Source organism: Amaricoccus sp. W119, assembly GCF_047275745.1.
Classification (GTDB): domain Bacteria; phylum Pseudomonadota; class Alphaproteobacteria; order Rhodobacterales; family Rhodobacteraceae; genus Amaricoccus.
Genome location: NZ_JBKQWU010000002.1, coordinates 236,790 through 263,329, shown reverse-complemented (window position 1 = coordinate 263,329; position 26,540 = coordinate 236,790). Strand labels below are relative to the sequence as shown.

The following is a 26,540-nucleotide window of genomic DNA, read 5'->3' as shown; positions in this document are numbered from 1 at the left end:
AACTGGTGCAGTGGGTCAGGAAGGAGATCGGCCCGATCGCCTCCCCCGACCTCATCCAGTGGGCGCCCGGCCTGCCCAAGACCCGCTCCGGCAAGATCATGCGCCGCATCCTGCGAAAGATCGCCGAGAACGACTACGGCGCCCTCGGCGACACATCCACCCTCGCAGACCCAGCCGTCGTCGACGAACTCATCGACAACCGAATGAACCGACAGTAGTTGAGACCGCCGCCGCCCCTCGCCGGGCGGCGCATCGACCGGGTCCGGAGCGACCCACGCATTCCTGAGCGTTCGCCCTCCGGCCCCTTGAATTCAGGCGGGTTGCAATGGGCTCGGACAGTCGCGGGACATCCCCTCCGAACGGAACACGGGGAACTCCGTGGCTGCCCGGGGGGCTTCTTGCCCTGGCGCTGACGCTCATCGCCGCCCTTCACGCCGCCGCGCAGCCCGGCCCGGCCGGCCCGCCGGTTCCGGGGACCGGCTGGACGCCGGCGGATTGCGCGATATNCGTGGCTGCCCGGGGGGCTTCTTGCCCTGGCGCTGACGCTCATCGCCGCCCTTCACGCCGCCGCGCAGCCCGGCCCGGCCGGCCCGCCGGTTCCGGGGACCGGCTGGACGCCGGCGGATTGCGCGATATTCGACCTCTCGCCTCCGACGCAAACCGGCGTCCAATGCGGTTTCGTCGGTGTCCCGGAACGCCGCGGCGCCGGCGCGGCGCGGCGCATCGATCTCGCCGTGGCGATTCTCGCGCCAGTCGAGGGAGCCGGGGAGGGCGGCGGGGTTACCGCCGGGGACGCGGCCGCGCCGCTCTTCATGGCGCAGGGCGGCCCCGGCGCGGGGACGATCGGCTCGTTCGGCCAGGTCCTGCTCGATGATCCGGCGCTACGCCCGGCGCGGAACCGGGCGCTCGTGCTCTGGGACCAGCGCGGCACCGGTTTCTCGAAGCCGGCGCTGACCTGCCCCGAACTCGCGGATGCCGAACGCGCCGGCGCGGCGGATGCTGCCTCGGCCGCGGCCGAGGAGGCGGCTTTCTTCGCGGCGATGCAGGCCTGCGGCGCGCGGCTGAGGGCGGCGGGCGTGGACCTGTCGGGCTATCAGTCCGCCGAGAGCGCCGACGATATCGAGGCGATTCGCAGGACGCTGGGTTTCGACCGGATCGCCTTCTACGGCGTCTCCTATGGCACCGAACTCGGCCAGTTCCTGATGCGACGCCATCCGGAGGCGCTCTCCGCCGTGGTGCTCGACGCCGTCGTGCCGCTCGACTACGACCTCTTCACCGAGCCGGCCTTCGCCCAGCAACGCATCGGAGAGAAATATCTCCTTGGATGCGCCGCCGCGCCGCGATGCGCCCGCGCCTTCCCCGACCTCGGCGCGCGTTATCCCGCGCTGATCGACCGGCTGAACGCCGACCCGGTGGAAGTCATGGTCGCGCCGCTTCCGGAAGACGCGCAGGTGGCGCTTGGCCCGCCGGTCCCGGTGCTGCTGAGCGGCGACATGCTCGAGGAGGCGATCTACGGCGCGCTCTATTCCGACATGCACGACCTCGTACCTCTGATCATCGACCGGGCCGACAAGGGCGATTTCACCTTCGTGACCACGCTCCTGCTGCCGGTGGCGCTGTTCGACACCTCGCTCGCCGAGGGGATGCACATGACGGTGAGTTGCGCCGACCATGGCGATGTCGACGCGGCTTCGATGGAGTTTCCAGACGTTCTGCCGCGGCTCGCCGAAAGCACCCGCGCCCAGGCCGCCGTCGCCACCCGCGTCTGCCGCGACTGGGGCGTCCCGCTGCTGCCGCGCTCGGATCTGGCGCCGGTCAGGAGCGATCTGCCGGTCCTGCTGCTCTCGGGCGATTTCGATCCGATCACGCCGCCCGCCTACGCGGAGAAGCTGCTGCCGGATCTTCCGAATGCGACGCATGTCGTCTTCCCCGCCGGGGCGCATGGTCAGGCGATGACGGATTCCTGCGCCAACGGGATCATCGCCGCGTTTCTGGACGATCCATCCGTGCCACCCCATACCGCCTGCGCCGCGCGGCCGGCGGGGCAGTTCGTGACGGCGGATGACGTGATCTTCCTCGGCACGCTCCGGCGGCTGATGGCGAGCGAGGGTCTGCGGGGCATCGCCCTCTCGGGCGTGCTGGCCATCCCCGCCGTGCTGGCGGCGATGTTCCTCTCAAGCGCGTTCCTCATCTATCCGCTCGGCGCGCTCGCGCGGCGGTTGCGCGGGCGGCCCGCTCCACCGATGACCTCCGACGCCGCCGGGCGATTGTCGCGCGCGGCGCCGCTGCTCGCCGTCCTCGCGGGCGTGCTCTCGGTCGCCTGTCTCGCGGGGCTGGTCTGGGCGGTCGGCTCGACGCTCGTGGTCAACCAGAACCTGATCGGAATGGGCGCGATCCCGAGGGCCTGGGCCTGGATCCTCGGTCTGCCGGCGCTGATCGGGATCGCGGGTCTCGGGTTGCTCTGCGCCGCCGTCGCGGTCTGGACGACCGGCAAGCGGTCGCTGGCGGGCCGGATCTATCTCTCGCTGCTGGCCGTCGCCGCGCTGGCCGCGGCTGCGAATCTCGCGATGCTCAGCCGGTGACCGCGCTCAGCCGATGACCACGTCCTCGGCCGAGACGGTGGCCGCGCGCCGGGCCCGGGCCGCGCGGGCGAGCGCGCCGTTCAGGGCGGCGAGTTCGATCGGTTTCGTCACGTAGTCGCTCATCCCGGCGGTGAGGTAGAGTTGCCGGTCGGTCGCCAGCGCATTGGCGGTCAGCGCGATGATCGGCGTCCCGGCGCCGGCATCACCGGAGGCCCGGATCGCGCGCGCGGCGCTTGCCCCGTCCATCACCGGCATCTGCACATCCATCAGGATCACGTCGAACGCGCCGGCCCGCGCCGCTTCGACCGCTTCCGCGCCGTCGCGGACGGTGGTGACGCGGTGCCCCTCGCGCTCCAGCAGCGCGCGGACCAGATACTGGTTGGTGGCATTGTCCTCGGCGACGAGGATGCGCATCGGCGGCGGCCCTTCCACCGCCGGCCCGGTCTCGTCCGGGGGCAGGGCGCGCGCCGGGTCGATGGGGATCACGAAACGGGCCACACTGCCTTCGCCGAGCGTGCTCTCCATTTCGATCGAGCCTCCCATCAACTGGACCAGATGCTGCGAGATCGCGAGGCCGAGGCCGCTGCCCTCCTCGCGCCCGGGGGCGGAGGCTTCGTCCCGCACGAAGCAGTCGAAGGCGCGGGGCAGCAGTTCGGGGCGCATGCCGACGCCGCTGTCGCGGATCTCGAAGCGGAGCGCCGCCGTGTCGCCGTCTCCCCGGACCAGGGCGACATGCGCCGCGACTTCGCCGGAGTCGGTGAACTTGACCGCGTTGCCGAGAATGTTGAGGAGTACCTGCCGTGTCCGGACCGGATCGGCCACCACCCATTCGGGCACGTCCCGCGCGATGGCCGAGCGCAGGGTGACGCCCTTCGCCTCGGCCCGCGGCATCATCAGCTCGATGACCTCGGAGAGCAGGCGGACCGGCCGGAACGGCTGGGGGTGCAGTTCGAATCTTCCGGCTTCGAGGCGGGAGAAGGCGAGCACATCGTTCAGGATCGCCAGCAGCGAACGCGCCGAGGAGCGTGCGATCCTCAGCCGCTCGGTCCGGCTGTCCGAGTCGGGTTCGTCGATCGCCAGGTCGAGCATGCCAAGGATGCTGGTCATCGGCGTGCGGATCTCATGGCTCATCACCGCGAGGAACCGGGCCTTCTCCTGCGCCGTCACCTCCGCCTGGCGCCGATGCCAGCGAAGCTCCTCGGCCGCGTCGTGCCGGTCGGTCATGTCGCGCACGAGGCCGACGATGCGGCGGCAGCCGTCGGGGCCGGCACAGGCGGTGGCGAAATCCTCGATCCTCCGGACCCGCCCGTCCGGATGCGTCACGCGGTATTCGAGCGTGACCGTGCCCCGAAGCTCAAGCGCGCGGTGCGCCTCGTCGAAGGCGGTGGCGCGGTCCTCGGGAACGATCCGCTCAAGCCAGTCGGCCTCGCTGTGCAGGGGGCGGTCAGGCAGACCGAGCAACGCGCGCGCACGCGCGTCGCAGTAGAGCGCGCGGGTCTGGAGATCGAGCTCCCAGTATCCGAGGCCGGCGCCGCGCATCGCGAGATCGAGCTGCCAGCCCGTGCCGACGGTTCCGGCCGGGACGGGCTTCGGCTTCCGGCGCGCTCGATGCAACCTCCAGGAGAGCAGCGCGATACCGGCGGTCCCGGCCAGGGCGCCGGCCGCCGTCATGCCGGACGCGGCGGGCCAGGACATCGGCGCGGCGAGCAGACCGGCGGCGGCGGCGGTCCCGGATTCCCCGATCGCGCTGCCCGTGAGCCAGATTCCCAAGATGAATCCGACCCCGACCGCGGCGGCCAGCGGGGTATTGCGTGCGATCCGGAGGGCCGGGCGAATGTTCATGCCCCTGACTCGGTGCCTTTCGCAATGCGTGAATCCGCGCGTTCGAAGGCGGATGAATGGTGAGACCATAGGCCAATTTCCCGCGTCGGAAAAGGGGAATTACAACCCAAGGATGTTGGGGTGCTACCTTCCGCCGCGGGGGGCGCGGGTGCCAGCCGTGCATATCGGTGTGGGTTCCGCCGCGAGTTCCGCCATGGGGTCAGGCATGGAGCGGCCCGGGTGGACCACGCGGCGCGCTTGTTTCCGCGAGCGCGCCGTGATCCCCTCGGAGGGATCGAGTTTGCGAGGAGAGCGATCATGAATCACCCGTTCCGCCCGGCCTGTCTCGGCCTCGGTGTCCTGCTGCTGCTGGGCGCCTGCGAGAACATGACCACCGGGGAGGGCACGACCGCCATCTCGGGCAGGGACAGTTGCGGTGCGATCGACCATCAGGATCTCGTCGGGCAGAGCGCGGCCGCGCTCGACGCCTCCGCGCTGCCGGAGGGCACGCGGGTGCTTTATCCTGGCATGCCCGCGACCACGGATTTCCGGCCGGATCGGATGTCCGTCGAAGTGGGCGGCGGCGACACCGTGGCGCGCGTCGTCTGCGGTTGAACGGGCCCCGGTCGGGGGGCGGCGCTGGTTGTGATCGGACGACCCGGCGGAACCCGATCGACGGGCGGACGTTCGCAAGCTGACGGAGCCCGCTGAAAATGCTAGGCTCCTTGATCGAAGAAGCATGATCGGCGTTGGAGGAGAACATGTCGGCAGTGCATATCGAAGACTATGCGCAGAAGCTCTACGCGGCGCATGGCGACAAGGCCGAATATGAGGCGGCCCAGCGCGCCAAGGCCAGCGAGGAGGCGGGCGATGAGAGCGCCGCCGAGCAATGGCGCAAGGTCCGCGCCGCGATCCGTGTGATCCGGGGGCCGAACGCCAGCTGATCGAGGAATTCCGGGCCGCCAGACAGGCGGTCCGAACCGGCGGAAGCCGGGAAGTCAGAGCCGCGACGCCCGAGCCCGAGGCGCCGCGGTTTTCGCGTGACGGCCTTTCGCGGACGCGGCCGCGCCCGATGGACCCGCGGACGAATCGGGAGCCATTCGGCGGGCGGGATCGGCGATTGTTCGCCTATGTTTCGGGCTGTTTCGGTCCCGGGGCGCGAATTTGATCGACCGCGCCTCCAAAATGCTCGCAAACCGTCGCGAAACACGGTAAATCTGGCGACAACAAAAAACTTCGGGGACCGTCCCCGCATATGGGCAGTGTCGTGACAGAAATCGGTTGGGAGGCGATCGACAGCGCCGCGCTCGCGGCTTTTGTCCTGAGCCTGATGCTATGCCTCGCTCTCGTCGTCACGCAGCGGTGGCACGGGCGCTTCACCCATGACCACCTGAACGGGCCGCAGAAGTTCCACAAGAACAAGGTGCCCCGAATCGGTGGACTCGCGCTGGCGTTGAGCTACGCCGCCGTCACGCCGCTTCTCGGCGGCGAGCTTCGCGAGATCTGGATCATGATCGGCCTCGCGGGCGTGCCGGCGATTCTGGCCGGGCTGGCGGAGGACGTGACGCGCAAGGTCGGCGTCAAGTGGCGGCTCGGCGCCACCATGGGCGCGGGGATCATCTTCGCGCTCTTCACCGGCTATGTCATGCGGAAGGTCGACCTGCCCGGCGTCGACTGGTTCCTGTCCTTCTATCTGATCGCGCTCCTCTTCACCGGCTTCTCCATGGGCGGGGTCGCCAATGCGATCAACATCATCGACGGGTTCAACGGGCTGGCGGCGGGGACGCTGCTGATCCTCTTCGGCACCTTCGCCTGGGTCGCGCATCAGGTCGGCGACGACCTGGTGTTCCAGCTTTCCCTGCTGTTCGGCGCGGTCGTGCTCGGGTTCTTCTGCGTGAACTTCCCGCTCGGAAAGATCTTCCTCGGCGACGGCGGCGCCTATTTCCTCGGCTATCTGCTCGCCGGGATCGGTGTGCTTCTTCCCGCCCGCAATCCCGAGATCTCTGCCTGGACGGCGATCCTCATCTGCGCCTATCCGGTGATCGAGACCCTGTCCTCGATGAGCCGCAAGTCGCGGCGCGAAGGCCACAGCGTCGGGCAGCCCGACCGGGTGCATTTCCACATGCTGGCCTACCGCCACTACGCCCGCCGCATCGTGCGGACCCCGCGGGCTTCGCACCTGCGCAACCCCGCCACCAGCCTCGTCACCTGGGCGCTTCCCGTCCTGACGACGCTGTTCGTGATGGCGAGCTATCAGAATGGCGCCCTCAGCGCGGTCTTCTTTTTCCTGACCGCCTATGTCTACGGGCAGCTTTATCGGGTCATGTCGCTCAATACGCCCAATCTGCCGTTGAGGCTGGCGCGGCGGCTGTGACCTGCGATCTCCATGTTGCAGGTGCGAAGGCATCCCTGTATCCTGCGATTCCGACCATATGGAACCTGTGATGCTGCGTGACGGAATGAACACACTTCATGTTGGCATCATCATGGATGGCAACGGGCGCTGGGCGGAGGCGCGCGGCCTCAACCGGGTCGCCGGCCATTCGCGCGGCGCGCGACGCGTGAGCGACATCGTGAGCGCGGCGCCCGGTCTCGGCATCACCCATCTGACGCTCTACGCCTTCTCGACCGAGAACTGGCAACGACCGCTCGCCGAGGTGAACGGGCTGATGCGGCTCTTCCGCAACTACATCCTCGGCAGGATGGAGTCGCTGCGCGCCCATGACGTGCGGGTGAGGTTCATCGGCATGCGGCACCGCGTGCCCGTCCACCTGCGTCAGCTCATGGAGATGCTGGAGGAGCGGACGCGGAATTGCCGGGGGCTGAACCTCACCATCGCGCTCGACTACGGCGGGCGCGACGAGCTGAGCCGCGCGGTGCGCGGCCTCGCCGAACGGGTGGCGGAGGGGGCACTGGCTCCCGAGGCGATCGGCGAGGAGGCGCTCGCCTCCGCGCTCGATACCCGCGACCTGCCGGACCCGGATTTCATCATCCGGACCTCCGGTGAATGCCGCGTGTCGAACTTCCTGCTCTGGCAGGCGACCTACGCGGAATACGAGTTTCTGAAGATCGCCTGGCCGGATTTCACCGCCGAGACGCTGGCGGGTTCGGTCAAAGGTTATCACCGCCGCCAGCGCCGGTTCGGTCAGATCGGCGGAGCGGCTCCCGCGGCGCGGGCCGTCGCGGAGAACTGACTTCGGCGTTCCCTCCGGCCGATCTAGCCGGGGCGCCGGGACCGGGATCGGTCAGTTTCGCGGCCCCGTGGATCGGCCGACCGTCAGATCCACCTCCCAGAGTTCGCTTCGGGGCGCCGTTTCCGGTCGCTCGATCAGCGCGATCAGCATCTCCGCCGCGCGCCGCCCGGCCGCGCGGATCGAGGAACGCGTCGCGGTGAAGAGCGGCACGGCGCCGGAATTCGGCATGTGCGAGAGGTCGTCGTCATGCGTCAGGATCGAGATATCCGCGCCGAGCCGCAGGCCAAGCTCGCTCACCGCGCGCAGCGCACCGAAGGCGGTGATGATCGAGGAGGCGAGGAAGGCCGTCGGCGGGTCCGGCAGGGACAGCATCCGGAACACCGATTCATAGCCGTAGGATTCCGTCATCTCGTCGTGCGCCATCAGCGCCGGATCGGGCTCGATCCCGCGCGCGCTCAGCGCCGCGACATGGCCCGAGCGCCGGCGCTGCGCGAAGTGCAGATGTTCCATCCCGTTCAGGAAACCGATGCGCCGGTGTCCGAGGTCGAGCAGGAGATCGGTCGCCCGCAGGAAGGCCCGGCGATTGTTGATGTCGATCCAGCAATAGTCGCGCTCGGGCCTGGAATCGCGCCCATGGGCGAGGAACGGCAGCCCGAGGTCGCGGAGGAGGTCGATCCGCGTATCGAGGAGCCGCGGCGTGTGCACCAGGATGCCGTCGACCTTGCGCTGCGCGATCATGGTCCGGTAGGCCTCGGTCTCCTCCGCCTCCGGAACCACCGAGGCGATCATGTCGTAGCCGGCGATGGAATAGGTCTCCCCGGCGCCGGAGATGAACTCGGCGAAGAGCGGGTTGATCATCTGGTGTCGGGCCAGCGGGATCACATGGCCGATGGCGAGCGTGCGCCCGGTCGCGAGCCGCTTGGCGACCTGATTCGGCGCGTAGCCATGCCGCCGGGCGGCCGCGACCACGCGTTCGCGCGTCGCGACGCTCACCTCCGGATAACCGTTCAGCGCGCGGCTGACCGTCGTGGTCGACAGGTCCAGAAGCGCGGCGAGCTCCTTGAGGTTCATGGATACGCCCTTATCCTCGAAGCGCTTCGAGTCCTGTACCAGAAGAGCTTCCGTGACAATCCGCAATTTTCGGCCATGCTTGCCGCCCTGACGCCATGCTTTCCCGCCTTGACAGCGAAGGTCACTCGGCGCATCGTTCCGCCGCTCAAAGCGCTTTGGAGCTGAGGAACGGTTCGGGCGCGACTCGGCCGGCCCCGCGGGGCCCGGCAAGTGGGAGGTTTCGATGAAGGTTTCGCTCTTGGCCGGGGCGGCGACGCTCGCCATGCTCGCCGGCCCCATGCTCGCCGGTCCGTCGCTGGCTCAGGATCTCTTGTTCGCGCCGGGCGAGGACTCGCGCTTCAACTGGCAGAGCTACGAGGATTTCGCCGCGGCGAATTCCCTCGACGGACAGACCCTCACCATCTTCGGTCCCTGGCGCGGCGAGGACCAGACGCTGGCCGAGAACCTCATCGCCTATTTCACCGAGGCGACCGGGGCCACCGTGCGCTACTCGTCCTCGGAGAACTACGAGCAGCAGATCGTCATCGACACCGAGGCGGGCAGCCCGCCCGATGTCGCGATCCTGCCGCAGCCCGGGCTCATCGCCGATCTCGCGGCGAAAGGCCGGCTGACGCCGCTCGGCGACGAGACGCGGGACTGGATCGGCGCGAACTACGCCGCCGGCGACAGCTGGGTGAAGCTCGGGACCTACGAGGGACCGGATGGGACCGAGGCCTTCTACGCCTTCCCCTACAAGATCGATGTGAAGTCCCTCGTCTGGTACGTGCCCGACAACTTCGACGAGATGGGCTACGAGGTTCCCGAGACGATGGAGGACCTGAAGGCCCTGACCGAGCAGATCGTCGAGGACGGCGGCACGCCCTGGTGCATCGGCCTCGGCTCGGGCGGCGCGACGGGCTGGCCCGCGACGGATTGGGTCGAGGACATGATGCTTCGCACCCAGCCGGCGGATGTCTACGACCAGTGGACCTCGGGAGAGATCCCCTTCAACGACCCGCGCGTGGTCGCCGCGATCGAGGATTTCGGCTGGTTCGCCAAGACGGAAGGCTTCGTCGCCGGCGGCGCCCAGGCGGTCGGCACCACGGATTTCCGCGAGAGCCCGAACGGCCTCTTCGCCTCGCCACCGATGTGCTATCTGCACCATCAGGCGTCCTTCATTCCGAGCTTCTTCCCGGAGGGCACGGAAATGGGTCTCGACGCCGATTTCTTCTACCTGCCGCCCTACGAGAGCCAGCCGGACCTCGGCAAGCCGGTCCTGGGCGCCGGCACGCTCGCGATGATCACCCGCGACACGCCGGCGGCGCGCGCCTTCATCGAATTCCTCAAGACGCCGATCGCGCATGAGGTCTGGATGGCGCAGACCGGCTTCCTGACGCCCTTCAAGGAGGCGAACCCGGAGGCCTATGGCGACGATACGCTGAAGGCGATGGGCGAGATCCTGACCGATGCCACGACCTTCCGTTTCGACGGCTCCGACCTGATGCCGGGCGCGATCGGCGCGGGGGCGTTCTGGACCGGCATGGTCAACTTCGTCGGCGGCGCCTCGGGCGAGGAGGCGGCGACGCAGATCGAGAACTCCTGGCAGGCGATCAAGTAGCGGGCACCCGTTGAAGACGGCCCCGGCCCCGCGAGAGGGCCGGGTCGGGGGAATGAGGGGAGACATTCGGTATGGAACAGCTCTTCTGGGCGCTCGTCACCGTGGTGATCGGCGTCGCCGGATGCGCCGGCTATTTCTACTTCTCGAACCTGCTGCTCGACACGGTGCTGCCGGCGCGCGGGCCGGACCCGGTCAGAGCGGGACGCAACATCAACCGGGCCAACCTGATCCGGCCGTGGCTGTTCCTCGCTCCCGCGATCTTCGCCCTCGTCGTCTATCTCGTCTATCCGGTGATCGAATCGGTCTGGCTCTCGCTGCACGATCGGTCGGGCCAGAATTACGTGGGCACGTCGAACTACGTCTGGATGGTCAATGATCCGGTCTTCAGGGAATCGATGTTCAACAACCTGCTCTGGCTCCTCTTCGTGCCGGCGGCCGCGACCGGTTTCGGCCTCGCGGCGGCGGCGCTGACGGACCGGATCTGGTGGGGCAATATCGCGAAGTCGCTGATCTTCATGCCGATGGCGATCTCCTTCGTCGGCGCCTCGGTGATCTGGAAGTTCATCTACGACTATCGCGCCCCCGGCGAGCCGCAGATCGGCATCCTGAACGCGCTCGTCACCTCGCTCGGCGGCGATCCGCAGGCCTGGCTGACGATCCCGTTCTGGAACAACTTCTTCCTCATGGTGATCCTCGTCTGGATCCAGACCGGCTTCGCGATGGTGATCCTCTCCGCCGCGCTGCGCGGAATTCCGGAGGAGACGGTCGAGGCCGCGGTGCTCGACGGGGCGAGCCCGTTGCAGATCTTCTTCAAGATCAAGATGCCGCAGATCTGGGGCACCATCGCCGTGGTCTGGACGACGATCACGATCCTGGTGCTGAAGGTCTTCGACATCGTGCTCGCGATGACCAACGGCCAGTGGCAGACGCAGGTGCTGGCCAATCTCATGTTCGACTGGATGTTCCGGGGCGGCGGCGATTTCGGCCGCGGCGCCGCGATCGCGGTCGTGATCATGGTGCTGGTGATCCCGATCATGGTCTGGAACATCCGCCGCGCCAACGCCGAGATGAAGGGGCGCTGACATGGACTCGACACCTGCCACGAAATCGCCGCTGACGATCGTCGTCCACCTGACGGTACTCCTGCTCGTCGCGCTCTGGACGCTGCCGACGGCCGGGCTTTTCATCTCCTCGCTCCGCGACAAGGATCAACTCGCCGTCTCCGGCTGGTGGACCGCGCTCTCCTCGTCGTCGCAGAACCTGCAGGGCCGGACCGGCGGGGCGGACGCGCAGGTGGAGGAGAACGGCGTCTTCGTCGTGACCGGCAACCTGCTGGAGGGCACGTCCGGCCAGGTCTCCGCCTTCGGCGTGACGAGCCGCGAGCCCACGCAATACGAGGCGGGCAGCACGGCGGAACTCAACAACGGCGGCCGGCTCACGGTGAACGAGGACGGCAGCTACCGGCTCGAATCCGCGGAGGCCTTCGACTCGAACCGCGGGCAGCGCGTCTTCGTCACCGCCGAGCAGCCGCCGAGGTTCACGCTCGACAACTACCGCGAGGTGCTGAGTTCCGAGGGGATCGGGCAGTCCTTCATCAATTCCCTGACCGTCGCGATCCCCGCGACCATCATCCCAATCCTGATCGCCGCCTTCGCGGCCTACGCGCTCGCCTGGATGGAGTTCCCCGGCCGGGCGCTGCTGATCGCGGCCGTCGTCGGCCTTCTCGTCGTGCCGCTGCAGATGTCGCTCATTCCGCTGCTGAGGCTCTACAACGGCGTCGCCGAGATCTTCGGCGTGCCGGCGAAGACCTATCTCGGGATCTGGCTCGCGCACACGGGCTTCGGACTGCCGCTCGCGATCTATCTCTTGCGCAACTACATGGCCGGGTTGCCGCGCGAGATCCTCGAATCCGCCCGCGTCGACGGGGCGTCGGATTTCGAGATCTTCGTGAAGATCATCCTGCCGCTCAGCTTCCCGGCGCTCGCCTCCTTCGCGATCTTCCAGTTCCTCTGGGTCTGGAACGACCTCCTCGTCGCGATCGTCTTCCTCGGCGCGCAGGACGACAGTCTGGTCCTGACGGGGCGGCTCGTGAACCTGCTCGGCAGCCGGGGCGGCAACTGGGAGATCCTCACGGCCTCCGCCTTCATCACAATTCTCGTACCCCTGCTCGTCTTCTTCACGCTGCAGCGGTACCTCGTCCGCGGCCTGCTCGCGGGTTCCGTCAAAGGGGGCTGAGCCTCATGAATATCGAGATGCCGATCCACGAGGACCATCCGCTCCCCGCGGATCAGGACTGGTGGCGCGGCTGTGTGATCTACCAGATCTATCCCCGGTCCTTCCAGGATTCGAACAGCGACGGGATCGGCGATCTCGCGGGGATCATCAACCGGCTGCCCTATGTCGCGAGCCTCGGCGTCGATGCGATCTGGATCTCGCCCTTCTTCACCTCGCCGATGCTCGACTTCGGCTATGACGTGACGAACTACCGCGATGTCGATCCGATGTTCGGCACGATCGGCGACTTCGACGCGCTGATCCAGCGGGCGCATGACCTGAAGCTGCGCGTCATCATCGACCTCGTGCTGAGCCATACCTCCGACACGCACCGCTGGTTCCGCGAGAGCCGGTCGAGCCGGGACAATCCGAAGGCCAACTGGTACGTCTGGTCCGATGCCAAGCCCGATGGCTCGCCGCCCAACAACTGGCTCTCGATCTTCGGCGGTCCCGCCTGGGAATGGGACGGGGAGCGGATGCAGTACTATCTGCACAACTTCCTGAAGGAGCAGCCGGACCTCAACTTCCACGAGCCGCAGGTTCAGGACGAGTTGCTCGACGTGGCGCGTTTCTGGCTCGACCGGGGCGTGGACGGGTTCCGCTTCGACACGATCAACTTCTACTTCTGCGACACGGAGCTTCGGGACAACCCGTCGCTCGCGCCGGAGCACCGCGACTTCTCGACCGCGCCGGAAGTGAACCCCTACAACTGGCAGGATCATGTCTACGACAAGAGCCGGCCGGAGATGATCGGGTTTCTCCAGCGGATGCGGGCGCTCATGAACGAATACCCGTCGATCGCGGCGGTCGGCGAGGTCGGCGACGCGCAGCGCGGCATGGAGATCATGGGCGAGTACACGCGCGGCGACGACCGGATGCAGATGTGCTACGCCTTCGAATTCCTCTCGGCCGAGAAGCCGACCGGCGAGCGTGTGGCGAAGGTGCTCGGCAAGTTCGCCCGCGTGGCATCCGATGGCTGGGCCTGCTGGGCCTTTTCCAACCACGACGTGGAGCGCCACGTCACCCGCTGGGGCCTCAACGACGCGCAGGCGCGGCTCTATCTCGGGCTCCTGCTCGGGCTGCGCGGCTCGGTCTGTCTCTACCAGGGCGAGGAACTCGGCTTGCAGGAAGCCTATGTCTCCTACGAGGACCTGCAGGACCCCTATGGCAAGCGGTTCTGGCCGAAGTTCCGCGGCCGCGACGGCTGCCGGACGCCGATGGTCTGGATCACCGACAATCTCAACGGCGGCTTCTCCGACGTGAAGCCGTGGCTTCCGATCTCGATGGACCACCTCGGCCATTCGGTCTCGGCGCAGGAGCACGATTCGCTCTCGATGCTGTCCTTCTACCGCCGGATGATCGCCTTCCGGAAAGCGCATCCGGTGCTGGCCAAGGGTTCGTTCAGGCTGGTCACGACCACGCCCGACTACCTCGCCTTCATCCGCGAGCACGAGGGGCGCGCCATGTTCTGCGCCTTCAACTTCTCCGAGACGGATCATACCGTCACCCTGCCCGAGGGAAACTGGCACACCGCGCCGGGTACCAGCTTTTCGGGCAGCCTCAGCGAGCGGGGGGCCTATCTGCCGCCCTATCAGGCGATCTTCGCCGAACTCGAAACAAACGGATAGGGAGCCCTGGGAAATGGCGGCCGTCACCCTGACCGATGTGAGCAAGTCCTACGGCTCCGTCGATGTGCTTCGAAACATCAACCTCGATATCGAGAAGGGGGAGCTCGTCGTCTTCGTCGGCCCCTCGGGCTGCGGGAAATCGACGCTGCTCCGGATGATCGCGGGGCTCGAGAAGATCACCGGCGGAACGCTCGAGATCGGCGGCGCGCGGATGAACGAGGTGCCGCCGGCGCAGCGCGGCATCGCGATGGTCTTCCAGTCCTACGCGCTCTATCCCCACATGACCGTGCGCGACAACATGGCCTTCGGCATGAAGATCGCGAAACGCGCCAAGGCGGAGATCGACAAGGCCGTCGAGAACGCGGCGCGCATCCTGCAGCTCACGCCCTATCTCGACCGGCTGCCGAAGGCGCTCTCGGGCGGGCAGCGGCAGCGCGTCGCGATCGGCCGGGCGATCGTGCGCGACCCGAAGGTGTTCCTCTTCGACGAGCCGCTCTCGAACCTCGACGCCGCGCTCCGCGTCGCGACCCGGATCGAGATCGCGCAGCTCAAGGACAACATGCCCGATTCGACGATGATCTACGTGACGCATGACCAGGTCGAGGCGATGACGCTCGCGACCCGGATCGTCGTGCTGCACGGTGGCGACATCGAGCAGGTGGGCACCCCGCTCGAACTCTACGAACGGCCGGCCAATATCTTCGTCGCCCGTTTCATCGGCTCGCCCGCGATGAACATGTTCCCGGCGCGCGTCACCGCCGCCGGCCCGTCCGGCACCACCGTCGCGATCGACGGCGGCGGCGCGGTCGAGGTGCCGATCGCCGGCCGCGAGAGCGATCTCGGCTCCGAGGTCAGGCTCGGCGTCCGGCCGGAGGATCTGGTGCTGACCGACGGCCCGGCGCTCTACGAGGGCGAGATCTCGATCGTCGAGGCGCTGGGCGAGACCACGCTTCTCTACTTCACGCCAGAGGGCGGGGCCGATCCGATCATCGCCAAGCTGCCCGGCATCCACAAGCTCGAACGCGGCCAGACCGCGCGGCTCGCGGCGGACTCCTCCAAGCTGCATCTGTTCGACTCCCACGAAAAGTCGTACCTCTACCGTTGATGACCGAGAGCGGGGCGGTTTGCGCTTGCGTGGGGAGGGGCCATCCGCGACTTTCCTCGCGCTGGCTCCACCCCCCGGTGGCTACGCCCGCGACCAGCAGGGATTGAGACGATGTTTCTTGTTTGCGGCGAAGCGCTGTTCGACCTCTTCCTAGAAAAAGACGAGGGGCCGGCGGCCGCCACCTACGCCGCGCGGGCCGGCGGATCGCCCTTCAACGTGGCGATCGGCATCACCCGCCTCGGCTCGGACTCGGGGCTCCTGACCGGACTTTCGACCGACCTTCTCGGCCAGCGCCTGACCCGGGTGCTGCGCGACGAGGGGGTCTCGACCGACTATGCGATAGAGACCGGCCGCCCGACGACGATCAGCCTCGTCGGGCTCGACGCCGAGGGCGTGGCCGCCTACCAGTTCTTCAAGAACGGCTCGGCCGATACCGGGGTGCGTCCCGAAGACCTGCCCGAGCTCGGCCCCGAGGTCACGGGCCTCCACTTCGGCTCCTATTCGCTGGTGACGCCTCCGACGGCGGATGCCTTCGCCGGGCTCGCGCGCGCGCAGACCGACCGGCTCGTCTCGCTCGATCCGAACGTGCGGCTAAATGTCGAACCGGACGTTGATGTCTGGCGCGAGCGGCTCGGTGTGCTTTATCCGCACGCGGATCTCCTGAAGATCAGCGCGGAGGATCTTGAGCTCTTGCATCCCGGGATGAAGGCGGAGAGTTTCGCGCAGGCGCGACTCGCCGACGGCATCCGCCTCGTCGTCGTCACCGACGGCGGGCAGGCCGCGCACGGATGGACCCGCTCCGGCCTCGCGGCCTCGGCCGAACCGCCGAAGGTCACGGTGATCGACACGGTGGGCGCCGGCGACACATTCCAGGCCGCGCTGATCGCGCGGTTGATCCAGACTCAGGAGGGCGCGCTCGGTGCCCTCGAAGGGCTCGATGGTTCCGCGCTCGCGGAGCTTCTCGACTATGCCGCGCGCGCGGCCGCCATTACCTGCTCCCGGCGGGGGGCCGATCTGCCGCGCACGGCGGATCTGCTCGTTCCCCGGGCCGCGAAAGGATAGCATCGCTTTGGTTTCGAGTGTCATCCCCGTCCAGCCGTTCGACCTTGTGATCTTCGGCGCCACCGGCGATCTCGCCCGCCGCAAGATCCTGCCGAGCCTCTATCGCCGCCTCGCGGTGCACCAGATCCCCAACGGGTCGCGCATCATCGGCGCGGCCCGGGCCAAGATGAGCCGGGCCGAGTTCCGCAAGGATGTGAACGACGCGCTGCTCGAATTCATCGGCGAGAAGGGCCTCGACAAGGCCGTGGTCGAGGAATTCATCAACGGTCTCGACTATGTCACGATCGACGCGACCGGCGATGGCGGCTGGGGCCTGCTCGCCAAGAAGCTCGACGAGAAGCCGGACCATATCCGCGCCTTCTACCTCTCGGTCGCCCCGGCGCTCTTCGGCGAGATCTCGGACCGGCTCGCGAAACATGGCGTCGCCACGCCCGAGAGCCGGATCGTCGTCGAGAAGCCGCTCGGCAAGGATCTCGCCTCGGCGAAGGCCCTGAACGCGCAGCTCTCGAAGAATTTCGACGAGCATCAGATCTACCGGATCGACCATTATCTGGGCAAGGAGACGGTCCAGAACCTGATGGCGATCCGCTTCGGCAACGCGCTCTTCGAGCCGCTCTGGAACTCGCACTACGTCGATCATGTCCAGATCACGGTGGCCGAGTCGATCGGCGTCCAGGGCCGCGGCGCCTATTACGACAAGTCGGGCGCCATGCGGGACATGGTGCAGAACCACATGATGCAGCTCCTCTGCCTGACCGCGATGGAGCCGCCGTCGAAGTTCGATCCCGACGCGGTGCGCGACGAGAAGCTCAAGGTCATCCGCGCGCTGGAGCCGCTCACGATCGGCGACACGGTGCGCGGGCAGTACCGGCCGAACGGCAAGGAGGGCGGCTATCTCGACCATGTGGGCGATCCGAACAGCCATACGGAGAGCTTCGTCGCGCTCAAGGTCCATATCTCGAACTGGCGCTGGGCGGGGACGCCGTTCTACCTCAGGACCGGCAAGAAGCTCGGCTCGCGCTTCTCCGAGATCGCGGTGGTCTTCAAGGCGCCGCCGCATACGATCTTCCCGCAGGTGGAACATCATCGCGGCAACGCGCTTATCATAAGACTGCAACCCAACGAGGGTATCCGGTTGCGCGTGACGATCAAGGAGCCGGGGCCGGGGGGCATGCGTCTGACCGAGGTACCACTCGACATGACCTTCGCCGAGGCGCTCGGCGCCGACGGGCTGATGCCCGAGGCCTACGAGCGGCTGATCATGGATGTGATCCGCGGCGACCAGACGCTCTTCATGCGCGGCGACGAGGTGGAGGCCGCCTGGGCCTGGACCGACCCGATCATCAAGGCCTGGGCCGAGGCGGGAACGCGGCCCTTGCCCTATGATCAGGGCAGCGCCGGGCCGATCCACTCGTACAAGCTGACGAGTTCGGACGGCCATCTCTGGCGCGAGATCGAGGCATGAGCCAGGAGATCGCGCGCCAGGTCTATCCGGACCGTGACACGCTGATGCGCGGGCTCGCCGAGCTCGTGGCCGACCAGCTGCGCGCCGCCCATGCCTCGAAGGGCCGCGCCTCGCTCGCCGTGCCCGGCGGGACGACGCCGGGGCCGTTCCTCTCCGCGCTCTCGGAAGCGGATCTGGACTGGCCCGAGATCACCGTCATGCTGACGGACGAGCGGGTGGTGCCCGAGTTCAGCGAGCGCTCGAACACGCGTCTCCTGCGCGAGACGCTGTTCAGGAACGCCGCGGCGGAGGCCAACCTGCTGCATTTCCACGCCGTCGGCGCCGATTACATCATCGGTGCGATCCGGGAGCGCGTGGCGGAGGCGCTGCCGCTCGATGTGACGGTGCTCGGCATGGGTACCGACATGCACACCGCCTCGCTGTTCCCGAACGCGCCGGAGCTCGGCGAGGCGCTCGCCGCCGACGCGCCGGAACTGATCGAGGTGCATCCGCCCGACCAGCCGGAGGCGCGCGTCACCCTGTCGGCCCCCGTGCTCCGGGGGTCCGGCGTCATCCACATTCTCCTGACGGGAGCCGAGAAGCTCGCGGCGCTCGACCGCGCCCTCGAACCCGGCTCGCCGGACGAGGCGCCGATCCGCGCGATCCTCGACGCGCCCTGTCCCGTTACCGTTCACTATGCCGATTGAAGCCCCGCGCGGCCCTCGCGCCGCATGCCCGCACGCCGTCACGAAGGAACGGCGGCGGGTGACGGGAGCCCCGACGACCCGGAGGAGGGAGCCTCATGTCTCTGCACGCCACCATCGCCCGCGTCACCCAGCGCATCACTGACCGCTCCGCGCCGGTCCGCCGCCCCTATCTCGACCGGATGGCGCGGGCGCGGGACGAGGGGCCGAAACGCGCCCATCTGACCTGCGGCAACCAGGCCCACGCCTATGCCGCGATGCCGGGCGACGACAAGGCCGCGCTCGCCACCGGCTCGGCCGGGAATCTCGGCATCATCACCGCCTTCAACGACATGCTCTCGGCGCATCAGCCCTATGAGCGGTATCCCGAACTGATCCGGCAGGCGGCGCGCGCGGCCGGCGGCACGGCGCAGGTCGCGGGCGGGGTACCGGCGATGTGCGATGGCGTGACGCAAGGCCAGGCGGGGATGGAGCTCTCGCTCTTCTCTCGCGACGTGATCGCCATGGCTTCCGCCGTGGCGCTCAGCCACGATGTGTTCGACTCGACCGTCTATCTCGGCGTCTGCGACAAGATCGTGCCGGGCCTCGTGATCGCCGCCGCGACCTTCGGGCACCTGCCGGCGGTCTTCCTGCCGGCCGGGCCGATGACGAGCGGCATCCCGAACGACCAGAAGTCCAAGGTCCGCCAGCAGTTCGCCACCGGCGAGGTCGGGCGCGACAAGCTCATGGAGGCCGAGATGGCCTCCTATCACGGGCCGGGCACCTGCACCTTCTACGGCACGGCGAACACCAACCAGATGCTGATGGAGTTCATGGGGCTCCACCTGCCGGGTTCGTCCTTCATCAACCCGAACACGCCGCTCCGCGACGCGCTGACCGTAGAGGGCGCGCGCCGGGCGATGGCGATCTCGGCGCTCGGCAACCAGTACACGCCGGTCTGCGACGTGCTCGACGAGCGGGCCTTCGTAAACGGGATCGTGGGCTTGAACGCCACCGGCGGCTCGACGAACCTGCTCATCCACCTGATCGCCATGGCGCGGGCGGCGGGTATCATCCTCGACTGGGAGGATTTCGCGGAGATTTCCGATGTCACGCCGCTGATGGCGCGCGTCTATCCGAACGGGCTCGCCGATGTGAACCATTTCCACGCGGCGGGGGGGCTCGGCTACATGATCGGCGAGTTGCTGGAGGCCGGGCTTCTCCACGACGACACGCGCACGATCGCGGGCGACGGGCTCGGGCGCTACACGCAGGAGCCGAAGCTGATCGACGGCGAACTGGTCTGGGCTGAGGGCTCGGGCGAGACGCTGAACGACAAGATCCTGCGCCCCGCCTCCGATCCGTTCCAGCCCACCGGCGGCGTGCGGCGGCTGCGCGGCAATCTCGGCACCGGCGTCATGAAGGTCTCCGCCGTCGCTCCCGAGCGCCATGTGATCGAGGCGCCGGCGCGGGTTTTCGCCGACCAGGAGGACGTGAAGCGCGCCTTCAAGGCCGGCGAGTTCACCACCGATACCGTGGTCGTCGTCCGCTTCCAGGGGCCGAAGGCGAACGGGATGCCGGAACTGCACAGCCTGACGCCGGTCCTGGCGGTCCTGCAGGACAAGGGGCTCCGCGTCGCGCTCGTCACCGACGGGCGCATGTCGGGTGCCTCGGGCAAGGTGCCCTCGGCGATCCATGTGAGCCCGGAGGCGCTCGATGGCGGCCCGCTCGCCCGCATCGCCGATGGCGATCTCGTTCGCGTGGACGCGGCCTCCGGCAAGCTCGACGTGCTGACGCCGGGCGCGCTCGACCGGCCGGTGGTCCGCCCGGATCTCTCGCAGAACCAGCATGGCACCGGGCGCGACCTGTTCTCGGCCTTCCGCGCCAATGTCGGCGCGGCCGAGGCGGGCGCCTCGCCGCTGTTCTGAGGGGAAGGTGGCGATGGCGGAGGACGGAAACGGGATCGGCCCCGGTGTTGACCCAGAGGGCGAGGTGACGAGCCTCGGCGCGCTCGAGGCGATCTACGGCGCGCCGAACCCGACCTCGCTCATCAAGGTCGCCGACAGGATCACCCCCGAATATCAGGCATGGATCGACGCATCGCCCTTCTGCGCGCTCGCGACCGCGGGGCCGGAAGGGCTCGACGTTTCACCGCGCGGTGATCGCGGCGCGGTCGCGACAGTGCTCGAACCCGGGCTGCTCGCGCTGCCCGACCGGCGTGGGAACAACCGCGTCGATTCGCTCCGGAACCTCATCCGAGACCCACGCTGCGCGCTCATGTTCCTCGTGCGCGACGAGGACATTCTGATCCGCGTGAACGGAAAGGGCCGCGTCTCCGTGGCGCCCGATCTCCTCGCGCGCTTTACCGTCGAGGGGCAGGCGCCGCGCAGCGTGATCCTGGTCGCGGTCGAGGAGGTCTATTTCCAGTGCGCCCGCGCGGTCATGCGATCTGGCCTCTGGAAACCGGCCGAGCCAAGGACTGAACGGCTCCCGACCGCCGGCGAGATGCTGGCGGCGATGAGCAAGGGCGCCGAGGGCGGCGCCGAATATGACGCGGTCTGGCGCGAGCGCGCCGCCAAGACACTCTGGTAACGAAAGGAAGGCGCATGACTCCGAAGGACGCATCGGCCTATGCCAAGGAAATCTGCGGCCTCGCGCCGGTGATCCCGGTCATCGTCGTGGACGACCTCGACCATGCCGTGCCGCTCGCCAAGGCGCTGGTGGCGGGCGGGCTCCCGGTGCTCGAGGTGACGCTGCGTACGCCCGTGGCGCTCGATGTCATCAAGGCGATGGCCGATGTCGAGGGTGGCGTGGTCGGCGCCGGCACGCTGCTCAGCCCCGCGGATGTGAAGGCGGCGAAGGCGGCGGGGGCGAAATTCGGCGTCTCGCCCGGTCTGACGGACGAACTGCTCGCGGCCTGCGAGGCGGAGGAACTGCCGCTTCTCGCCGGGACCGCGACGATCTCGGAGGCGATGCGCCTGCTCGCGCGCGGCTATGACGTGGCGAAGTTCTTCCCGGCCGAGGTGAACGGCGGCGCGAAGGCGCTCAAGGGGTTCAGCGGCCCGCTGCCGCAGATGAACTACTGCCCGACCGGCGGGATCAGCCTGTCGAACGCCCCCGACTATCTGTCGCTTCCGAACGTCATGTGCGTCGGCGGCTCCTGGGTCGTGGACAAGAAACTGATGGCGGGCGGCAAGTGGGACGAGATCGAGTCCCTGGCCAGCGACGCGAGCAAGCTCAGCAGGGGGTAAGCCCAAGATGGTCGAGAAGATTTGGGAGGCGCTCGACAAGGCGGGCGCCGAGGCGGGGGATCGCCGGATCACAACGCTCTTCGAGAGCGATCCGGACCGGTTCAGCACATTCTCAGTGTCGCTCGGCGACATGCTGCTCGATTTCTCGAAGGTCAATCTCGACGCCCAAGGGCTGAGCCGCCTGCTCGAACTCGCCGAGGCGAGCGGGGTTCCGGCGAAGCGCGATGCGATGTTCCGGGGCGACAAGATCAACCTGACCGAGGATCGCGCCGTCCTGCACACCGCGCTCCGCAACCGCTCCGATACGCCGGTGATGGTGGACGGCGAGGATGTGATGCCCGCCGTCAACGAGGTGCTGGGCCGGATGGCCGCCTTCGCGAACGGCGTCCGCGACGGCTCGATCGCGGCCTCCGACGGGCGGCCCTTCACCGACGTGGTCAATATCGGCATCGGCGGCTCGGACCTCGGCCCGGTGATGGCGACGCTCGCGCTCGCGCCCTACGCCGACGGGCCGCGCGCGCATTACGTCTCGAACGTCGATGGCGCGCATATCCATGACGTGCTGAAGGATCTCGACCCGGCGCGCACGCTCTTCATCGTCGCCTCCAAGACCTTCACGACGATCGAGACGATGACCAATGCCCGGACCGCGAAGGCCTGGGCGGCCGAGACCCTCGGGGCGGCGGCGGACCAGCATTTCGCCGCCGTCTCCACCGCGCTCGACAAGACCGCGGCCTTCGGGATCGATTCCTCGCGCGTCTTCGGCTTCTGGGACTGGGTCGGCGGGCGGTACTCCGTCTGGGGCGCGGTCGGCCTGCCGGTGATGATCGCGGTCGGCCCGGAGAACTTCCTCGACTTCCTCGCCGGCGCCCATGCGATGGACCGGCATTTCGTCGAGGCGCCGCTCGCGGAGAACATGCCCGTCCTGCTCGCGCTCGTCGGTATCTGGCACCGCGACGTGCTCGGCTACGCCTCGCGCGCCGTCCTACCCTATGACCAGCGGCTGAGCCGGCTGCCCGCCTATCTCCAGCAGCTTGACATGGAATCGAACGGCAAGGGCGTCACGCTCGCGGGCGATCCGGTGGCACGTCCTACCGGCCCGATCGTCTGGGGCGAGCCGGGCACCAACGGACAGCACGCCTTCTACCAGCTGATCCACCAGGGCACGAATGTGATCCCCTGCGAGTTCATGGTGGCGGCGAATGGACACGAGAAGGATCTCGCGGAGCATCACCAGCTCCTGATCGCCAACTGCCTCGCGCAGTCGGAGGCGCTGATGCTCGGCCGCGATCTCGCAGCCGCCGAGAAGACGGTCAAGGACCCGGCCCTCGCGCCGCACAAGGTCTTCCCGGGCAACCGGCCCTCGACCACGCTCATCTATACGAAGCTCGATCCCCATACGCTCGGGCGGATCGTGGCGCTCTACGAGCACCGGGTCTTCGTCGAGGGCGTGATCTGGGACATCAACTCCTTCGACCAGTGGGGGGTGGAGCTTGGCAAGGAACTCGCCACCGCGCTCCTGCCGCTCGTGAAGGGCGAGGGGGACGCCGCCGGCAAGGACGGCTCCACCGCCGGGTTGCTGCGCTCTCTCGCCGCGGGCCGCGGCTAGCGGCTCCTCCCGCGTGCGTCGTCGTCGTATATCGCATGACGAACGTGCGAAGGAGACGCCCGATGCTACGAACGCTCGCCGCCAGCCTCGGCCTGCTCGCCCTGGCGGGTCAGGCCCTGGCCTGCACCGCCGTCGATATCACCGCCGCCGACCGCACCGTGATCGCGGGCCGCACGATGGAATGGGCGTTCGACATGAAATGGACGCTCAAGAGCGTGCCGAAGGGGACCGAGCTCACGCTGACCGCGCCCCCGGACCTCGGCCTGCCGGAGCACAAGGTCACGACCACGCATGCCTTCGTGGGGGTGAGCGCCGATATCATCCCGGGCGGCGCGATCGTCGAGGGCCAGAACGATGCCGGCCTCGGCGTGAGCGGGAACTTCCTGCCGGGTTTCACCGAATATCAGACCGTGACGCCGGAGGACGACGCCTATGTCTCGATCCTTGGCTTCGGGGCCTGGGTGCTCGGGACCCTGGGCAGCGTCGCGGAGGTGCGCGCGGCATTGCCGGAAATCAGGCTCTGGACCGATCCGTCGCTCCCGACCGGGCCGACGCCCCCGACGCTGCACATGATCTTCACCGACCGGTCGGGCGACGGGATCGTGGTCGAATACCTGGGCGGGGAGTTGCGGATTCACGACAATGTCGCCCATGTGCTGACCAACGCGCCGCCCTATGACTGGCATCTCCTGAACGCGCGCAACTATCTCGATCTCTCGACCGAGGGCGTCCAGAGCCGGACCATCGGCGATGTGAATGTGACGGCGCTCGGGCAGGGCGGCGGCGTTCGCGGTCTGCCGGGCGATTACACGCCGCCCTCCCGCTTCATCCGCGCCGCCTTCCTGCGCCAGGCGATCTCGCAGCCCGAGACCGGGGAGGAGGCGATTCAGGCCGTCGCGCATATCCTGAACACGGTCGACATTCCGATGGGCGTCGCGCAAAGCAAGGTGGGCGACCAGGTGGTGTCGGACTACACCCAGTGGGCCGCGCTCAAGGATCTGACCAACAACCGCCTGATGATCGCAGACTACGCGCACCGCACCGGCTATGCGACGCTCGATCTCGACGCGATCTTCGCCGCGACCGAGCCGGGGTCGGTCGCGGTCTCCGACCTGCCCTATCCCGAGGGGACGGATGCCACCGGCGCGCTCCTCCCCTGAGGCGCCGGGACGCGCCAGCGGCTTCGCGCTCAGCCCGCCGGAGCCGCCGCGCGAGACCTATCGCCTCGTCCATGCCGACGCGGCGCTTCTGGTCGTTGACAAGCCCTCGGGGCTGCTCTCGGTTCCGGCGAAGCCGCCGGGGCCCCAGGACTGCCTCGAAGCGCGGCTCCGGGCCGATCATCCCGAGGCGCTTCTGGTGCATCGGCTGGATGGCGACACCTCGGGCCTCATGGTCTTCGCCCGGACGAAGCGCGCGCAGCGTCATCTGGGCATGCAGTTCGAGCGGCGGCGGGTGTCGAAGACCTATGTCGCGCGCGTCGCGGGGCGGATCGCGGAGGAGGAGGGGCGGATCGACCTGCCGCTGATCTGCGACTGGCCGAACCGGCCGCTGCAGATGGTCTGCCACGACCGCGGCAAGCCCGCGCTGACCGAATGGCGCGTGCTCGCACGCGAGGCGGCGGCGACCCGGGTCGAACTCCACCCGCTGACCGGGCGCAGCCATCAGCTGCGGGTGCATCTTCTGAGCCTCGGCCACCCGATCCTCGGCGACCGATTCTATGCCCCGCCGGAGGCGCTGGCGGCGGCGAACCGGTTGCAGCTGCACGCGGCCCGGATCGGCTTCCGGCATCCGGAGGGCGGTGCGCCGGTCGAGTTCGATTCGCCGGTGCCGTTCTGAGGGCGCAGTCCTAGGGGCGGTGGGCCGAAGTTTCGCCTACGATTTCTTCGGAGACGACGCGGGCGGGGTCGCCGCCGAGGGTCAGGACGCGGTCGGCGAGCCGTTCGGCCTCGGCGCGGGCGTGGGTCACGAAGACGCTCGCCGTCTCCCGTCGCGCCAGCGCCCGCGCGGTCAGTTCCAGCATCTCCTCGACCAGCGCCGGATCGAGCGAGACGAAGGGCTCGTCGAGCAGCAGCAGTTCCGGCTCCGCCGCCAGCGCACGGGCGAGCGCCAGCCGCCGCTGCTGTCCCAGGGAAAGCTGGCCGGGGTAGGCGTCGCCCCGGCCCCGGAGCCCCACCTCGCCGAGCAGCCGTTCCGCCGTCTCGGCGCCGACCCCGGTGGTCAGCCGGATGTTCGCCCGCGCATCGCGCCAGGGCAGCAGCGTCGGTTCCTGGAACACGATCGCGATCCGTTCCGGCGCTGTGAGCGTACCGTCGAACGCGCGGTCGAGCCCGGCCAGGATGCGGAGCAGGGTCGTCTTGCCCGCGCCCGAGGGACCGGTGAGGGCCACCGTCTCGCCCGGCGCGATCGCGAGCGAGATCGGCCCGAGAACCTCCCGTGCGCCGAAGGCTTTCGACCGGAGGTCGAGCGCGATCACCGGCGCCGCCATCGCGTGGCCCAACGTTCCCAGGGGCGGAACAGCGCCGCCTCGATGATCAGCATGACCCCGACGAAGCTCAGCGCGTAGGCGAGCACCATCGCCACGTCGAAGAGCTGGAAATACATGTGGATCTTGAACCCCACGCCATTGGAGCGGCCGAGGAACTCGACCACCAGCACGATCTTCCAGATGAGCGCGATCCCCGACCTTCCGGCGGCGGCGAAATAGGGCGCGAGCTGCGGCGCCTCGACATGCCGCAGGCGGGCGAGGCGCGACATGCGAAAGACGCGCGCCATGTCGGCGAGCTTCGGGTCGAGCGCCCGCGCGCCTTCGCGCATCGTCACGATCACCGTCGGGACCTTGTTCGCCGCGACCGCGAGCACCGCCGCCGTCTCGTTGAGCCCGATCCAGAGATAGGCGAGCACGATCAGGACGAGCGCGGGCAGGTTCAGGAAGAAGATGAGCCAGGGATCGAGCCATCGGTCGAGCCTCGGGCTGCGCCCCATGGCGATCCCGATCCCGGCGCCGATCGCCATGGCGAGCGAGAAGGAGAGCGCGACGCGCCAGAGCGTCCAGCCGATGTCGAAGAGCATCGGCCCGGCGATGAGCTCGCGCCAGATGAGCGGCCCGACGATCCAGGGCCCGGGCAGGATGCGCGTGTCGGCCTGCGTGAGCGCCGCGACCGACCAGACGGCGAGGAGCAGAGCGATGGAGCCGAGCGCGACCCAGGGCCCGCCGCTCCC

24 protein-coding genes are annotated in these 26,540 nt (G+C 68.5%); 20 read left to right on the top strand and 4 right to left on the bottom strand.

Annotated elements, in window-relative coordinates; all coding sequences use genetic code 11:
- Both ACLJK8_RS02995 and ACLJK8_RS02990 read left to right on the top strand, forming a co-directional pair.
- A partial coding sequence (locus tag ACLJK8_RS02995; protein ID WP_413148521.1) for an AMP-binding enzyme occupies positions 1–218 on the top strand: 218 nt, incomplete at its 5' end.
- Positions 219–734: 516 nt separating this feature from the next.
- Positions 735–2,582, top strand: coding sequence for an alpha/beta fold hydrolase (locus ACLJK8_RS02990; RefSeq protein ID WP_413148520.1), 1,848 nt, complete (start codon positions 735–737; stop codon positions 2,580–2,582).
- 6 nt (positions 2,583–2,588) lie between these two features.
- On the opposite strand, the gene ACLJK8_RS02985 is transcribed toward ACLJK8_RS02990, so the two are convergent.
- On the bottom strand, positions 2,589–4,424 hold the full coding sequence (locus ACLJK8_RS02985; RefSeq protein ID WP_413148519.1) for a response regulator: 1,836 nt from the start codon (positions 4,422–4,424) through the stop codon (positions 2,589–2,591).
- 297 nt (positions 4,425–4,721) lie between these two features.
- On the opposite strand from ACLJK8_RS02985, the gene ACLJK8_RS02980 reads away from it, so the two are divergent.
- The 4 genes from ACLJK8_RS02980 (at position 4,722) to uppS (ending at position 7,597) form a co-directional block, all read left to right on the top strand.
- Positions 4,722–5,018, top strand: a complete 297-nt coding sequence (locus ACLJK8_RS02980) for an I78 family peptidase inhibitor (protein ID WP_413148517.1) — start codon at positions 4,722–4,724, stop codon at positions 5,016–5,018.
- Positions 5,019–5,164: 146 nt separating this feature from the next.
- On the top strand, positions 5,165–5,347 hold the full coding sequence (locus ACLJK8_RS02975) for a hypothetical protein (protein ID WP_413148516.1): 183 nt from the start codon (positions 5,165–5,167) through the stop codon (positions 5,345–5,347).
- 323 nt (positions 5,348–5,670) lie between these two features.
- Positions 5,671–6,777, top strand: a complete 1,107-nt coding sequence (locus ACLJK8_RS02970; protein ID WP_413148515.1) for an MraY family glycosyltransferase — start codon at positions 5,671–5,673, stop codon at positions 6,775–6,777.
- Between the two features lie 85 nt (positions 6,778–6,862).
- Positions 6,863–7,597, top strand: a complete 735-nt coding sequence (gene uppS, locus ACLJK8_RS02965) for a polyprenyl diphosphate synthase (protein WP_413148514.1) — start codon at positions 6,863–6,865, stop codon at positions 7,595–7,597.
- Positions 7,598–7,648: 51 nt separating this feature from the next.
- On the opposite strand, the gene ACLJK8_RS02960 is transcribed toward uppS, so the two are convergent.
- Positions 7,649–8,668: a substrate-binding domain-containing protein gene (locus ACLJK8_RS02960; RefSeq protein ID WP_413148513.1), complete on the bottom strand. Its 1,020-nt coding sequence runs from the start codon at positions 8,666–8,668 to the stop codon at positions 7,649–7,651.
- A 223-nt stretch (positions 8,669–8,891) separates the two neighbouring features.
- Between ACLJK8_RS02960 and ACLJK8_RS02955 the strand changes: the two genes are divergently transcribed.
- The 14 genes from ACLJK8_RS02955 to ACLJK8_RS02890 all read left to right on the top strand — a co-directional run bounded on the left by ACLJK8_RS02955 (position 8,892) and on the right by ACLJK8_RS02890 (position 25,157).
- Positions 8,892–10,265, top strand: coding sequence for an ABC transporter substrate-binding protein (locus tag ACLJK8_RS02955; protein WP_413148512.1), 1,374 nt, complete (start codon positions 8,892–8,894; stop codon positions 10,263–10,265).
- A 71-nt stretch (positions 10,266–10,336) separates the two neighbouring features.
- On the top strand, positions 10,337–11,347 hold the full coding sequence (locus ACLJK8_RS02950) for a carbohydrate ABC transporter permease (RefSeq protein ID WP_413148511.1): 1,011 nt from the start codon (positions 10,337–10,339) through the stop codon (positions 11,345–11,347).
- 1 nt (position 11,348) lies between these two features.
- A complete protein-coding gene (locus ACLJK8_RS02945; protein WP_413148510.1) occupies positions 11,349–12,500 on the top strand; it encodes a carbohydrate ABC transporter permease in 1,152 nt (383 codons plus the stop codon).
- A gap of 5 nt (positions 12,501–12,505) precedes the next feature.
- The gene (locus ACLJK8_RS02940; RefSeq protein ID WP_413148509.1) at positions 12,506–14,167 is read left to right on the top strand and encodes an alpha-amylase family glycosyl hydrolase; all 1,662 of its coding nucleotides are present in this window, start codon (positions 12,506–12,508) and stop codon (positions 14,165–14,167) included.
- A 13-nt stretch (positions 14,168–14,180) separates the two neighbouring features.
- Positions 14,181–15,272: an ABC transporter ATP-binding protein gene (locus tag ACLJK8_RS02935; RefSeq protein WP_413148508.1), complete on the top strand. Its 1,092-nt coding sequence runs from the start codon at positions 14,181–14,183 to the stop codon at positions 15,270–15,272.
- A gap of 111 nt (positions 15,273–15,383) precedes the next feature.
- The gene (locus ACLJK8_RS02930) at positions 15,384–16,334 is read left to right on the top strand and encodes a carbohydrate kinase family protein (RefSeq protein WP_413148507.1); all 951 of its coding nucleotides are present in this window, start codon (positions 15,384–15,386) and stop codon (positions 16,332–16,334) included.
- A gap of 7 nt (positions 16,335–16,341) precedes the next feature.
- Complete coding sequence (gene zwf / locus ACLJK8_RS02925; RefSeq protein WP_413148506.1) at positions 16,342–17,799, top strand: glucose-6-phosphate dehydrogenase; 1,458 nt, start codon at positions 16,342–16,344, stop codon at positions 17,797–17,799.
- Positions 17,796–18,485, top strand: a complete 690-nt coding sequence (gene pgl / locus ACLJK8_RS02920; protein WP_413148505.1) for a 6-phosphogluconolactonase — start codon at positions 17,796–17,798, stop codon at positions 18,483–18,485. The genes zwf and pgl overlap by 4 nt, the downstream gene beginning before the upstream one ends.
- A gap of 95 nt (positions 18,486–18,580) precedes the next feature.
- A complete protein-coding gene (gene edd, locus ACLJK8_RS02915; RefSeq protein WP_413148504.1) occupies positions 18,581–20,389 on the top strand; it encodes a phosphogluconate dehydratase in 1,809 nt (602 codons plus the stop codon).
- 13 nt (positions 20,390–20,402) lie between these two features.
- Entirely contained in the window at positions 20,403–21,053 is a 651-nt protein-coding gene (locus ACLJK8_RS02910) for a pyridoxamine 5'-phosphate oxidase family protein (RefSeq protein WP_413148503.1), read from the top strand.
- Positions 21,054–21,067: 14 nt separating this feature from the next.
- Positions 21,068–21,712, top strand: a complete 645-nt coding sequence (eda, locus tag ACLJK8_RS02905) for a bifunctional 4-hydroxy-2-oxoglutarate aldolase/2-dehydro-3-deoxy-phosphogluconate aldolase (protein WP_413148502.1) — start codon at positions 21,068–21,070, stop codon at positions 21,710–21,712.
- Between the two features lie 7 nt (positions 21,713–21,719).
- On the top strand, positions 21,720–23,321 hold the full coding sequence (gene pgi / locus ACLJK8_RS02900; protein WP_413148501.1) for a glucose-6-phosphate isomerase: 1,602 nt from the start codon (positions 21,720–21,722) through the stop codon (positions 23,319–23,321).
- A 62-nt stretch (positions 23,322–23,383) separates the two neighbouring features.
- A complete protein-coding gene (locus tag ACLJK8_RS02895; protein WP_413148500.1) occupies positions 23,384–24,481 on the top strand; it encodes a choloylglycine hydrolase family protein in 1,098 nt (365 codons plus the stop codon).
- A complete protein-coding gene (locus tag ACLJK8_RS02890; protein ID WP_413148499.1) occupies positions 24,456–25,157 on the top strand; it encodes an RluA family pseudouridine synthase in 702 nt (233 codons plus the stop codon). Before ACLJK8_RS02895 ends, ACLJK8_RS02890 begins: the two co-directional genes overlap by 26 nt.
- 10 nt (positions 25,158–25,167) lie before the next feature.
- Here ACLJK8_RS02890 and ACLJK8_RS02885 read toward each other — a convergent pair whose 3' ends face one another.
- Both ACLJK8_RS02885 and ACLJK8_RS02880 read right to left on the bottom strand, forming a co-directional pair.
- Complete coding sequence (locus ACLJK8_RS02885) at positions 25,168–25,806, bottom strand: ATP-binding cassette domain-containing protein (RefSeq protein WP_413148498.1); 639 nt, start codon at positions 25,804–25,806, stop codon at positions 25,168–25,170.
- A complete protein-coding gene (locus ACLJK8_RS02880) occupies positions 25,791–26,507 on the bottom strand; it encodes an ABC transporter permease (RefSeq protein WP_413148531.1) in 717 nt (238 codons plus the stop codon). The genes ACLJK8_RS02885 and ACLJK8_RS02880 overlap by 16 nt, the downstream gene beginning before the upstream one ends.
- Positions 26,508–26,540 lie beyond the last annotated feature (33 nt).

Bases quoted from the DNA above. Each gene is read 5' to 3' on its own strand.
- ACLJK8_RS02985 (WP_413148519.1), bottom strand. From the start codon at position 4,424: ATGAACATTCGCCCGGCCCTCCGGATCGCACGCAATACCCCGCTGGCC.
- ACLJK8_RS02980 (WP_413148517.1), top strand. From the start codon at position 4,722: ATGAATCACCCGTTCCGCCCGGCCTGTCTCGGCCTCGGTGTCCTGCTG.
- ACLJK8_RS02975 (WP_413148516.1), top strand. From the start codon at position 5,165: ATGTCGGCAGTGCATATCGAAGACTATGCGCAGAAGCTCTACGCGGCG.
- uppS (WP_413148514.1), top strand. From the start codon at position 6,863: ATGAACACACTTCATGTTGGCATCATCATGGATGGCAACGGGCGCTGG.
- ACLJK8_RS02960 (WP_413148513.1), bottom strand. From the start codon at position 8,668: ATGAACCTCAAGGAGCTCGCCGCGCTTCTGGACCTGTCGACCACGACG.
- ACLJK8_RS02955 (WP_413148512.1), top strand. From the start codon at position 8,892: ATGAAGGTTTCGCTCTTGGCCGGGGCGGCGACGCTCGCCATGCTCGCC.
- ACLJK8_RS02950 (WP_413148511.1), top strand. From the start codon at position 10,337: ATGGAACAGCTCTTCTGGGCGCTCGTCACCGTGGTGATCGGCGTCGCC.
- ACLJK8_RS02945 (WP_413148510.1), top strand. From the start codon at position 11,349: ATGGACTCGACACCTGCCACGAAATCGCCGCTGACGATCGTCGTCCAC.
- ACLJK8_RS02940 (WP_413148509.1), top strand. From the start codon at position 12,506: ATGAATATCGAGATGCCGATCCACGAGGACCATCCGCTCCCCGCGGAT.
- ACLJK8_RS02935 (WP_413148508.1), top strand. From the start codon at position 14,181: ATGGCGGCCGTCACCCTGACCGATGTGAGCAAGTCCTACGGCTCCGTC.
- ACLJK8_RS02930 (WP_413148507.1), top strand. From the start codon at position 15,384: ATGTTTCTTGTTTGCGGCGAAGCGCTGTTCGACCTCTTCCTAGAAAAA.
- pgl (WP_413148505.1), top strand. From the start codon at position 17,796: ATGAGCCAGGAGATCGCGCGCCAGGTCTATCCGGACCGTGACACGCTG.
- edd (WP_413148504.1), top strand. From the start codon at position 18,581: ATGTCTCTGCACGCCACCATCGCCCGCGTCACCCAGCGCATCACTGAC.
- ACLJK8_RS02910 (WP_413148503.1), top strand. From the start codon at position 20,403: ATGGCGGAGGACGGAAACGGGATCGGCCCCGGTGTTGACCCAGAGGGC.
- eda (WP_413148502.1), top strand. From the start codon at position 21,068: ATGACTCCGAAGGACGCATCGGCCTATGCCAAGGAAATCTGCGGCCTC.
- pgi (WP_413148501.1), top strand. From the start codon at position 21,720: ATGGTCGAGAAGATTTGGGAGGCGCTCGACAAGGCGGGCGCCGAGGCG.
- ACLJK8_RS02895 (WP_413148500.1), top strand. From the start codon at position 23,384: ATGCTACGAACGCTCGCCGCCAGCCTCGGCCTGCTCGCCCTGGCGGGT.
- ACLJK8_RS02890 (WP_413148499.1), top strand. From the start codon at position 24,456: ATGCCACCGGCGCGCTCCTCCCCTGAGGCGCCGGGACGCGCCAGCGGC.
- ACLJK8_RS02885 (WP_413148498.1), bottom strand. From the start codon at position 25,806: ATGGCGGCGCCGGTGATCGCGCTCGACCTCCGGTCGAAAGCCTTCGGC.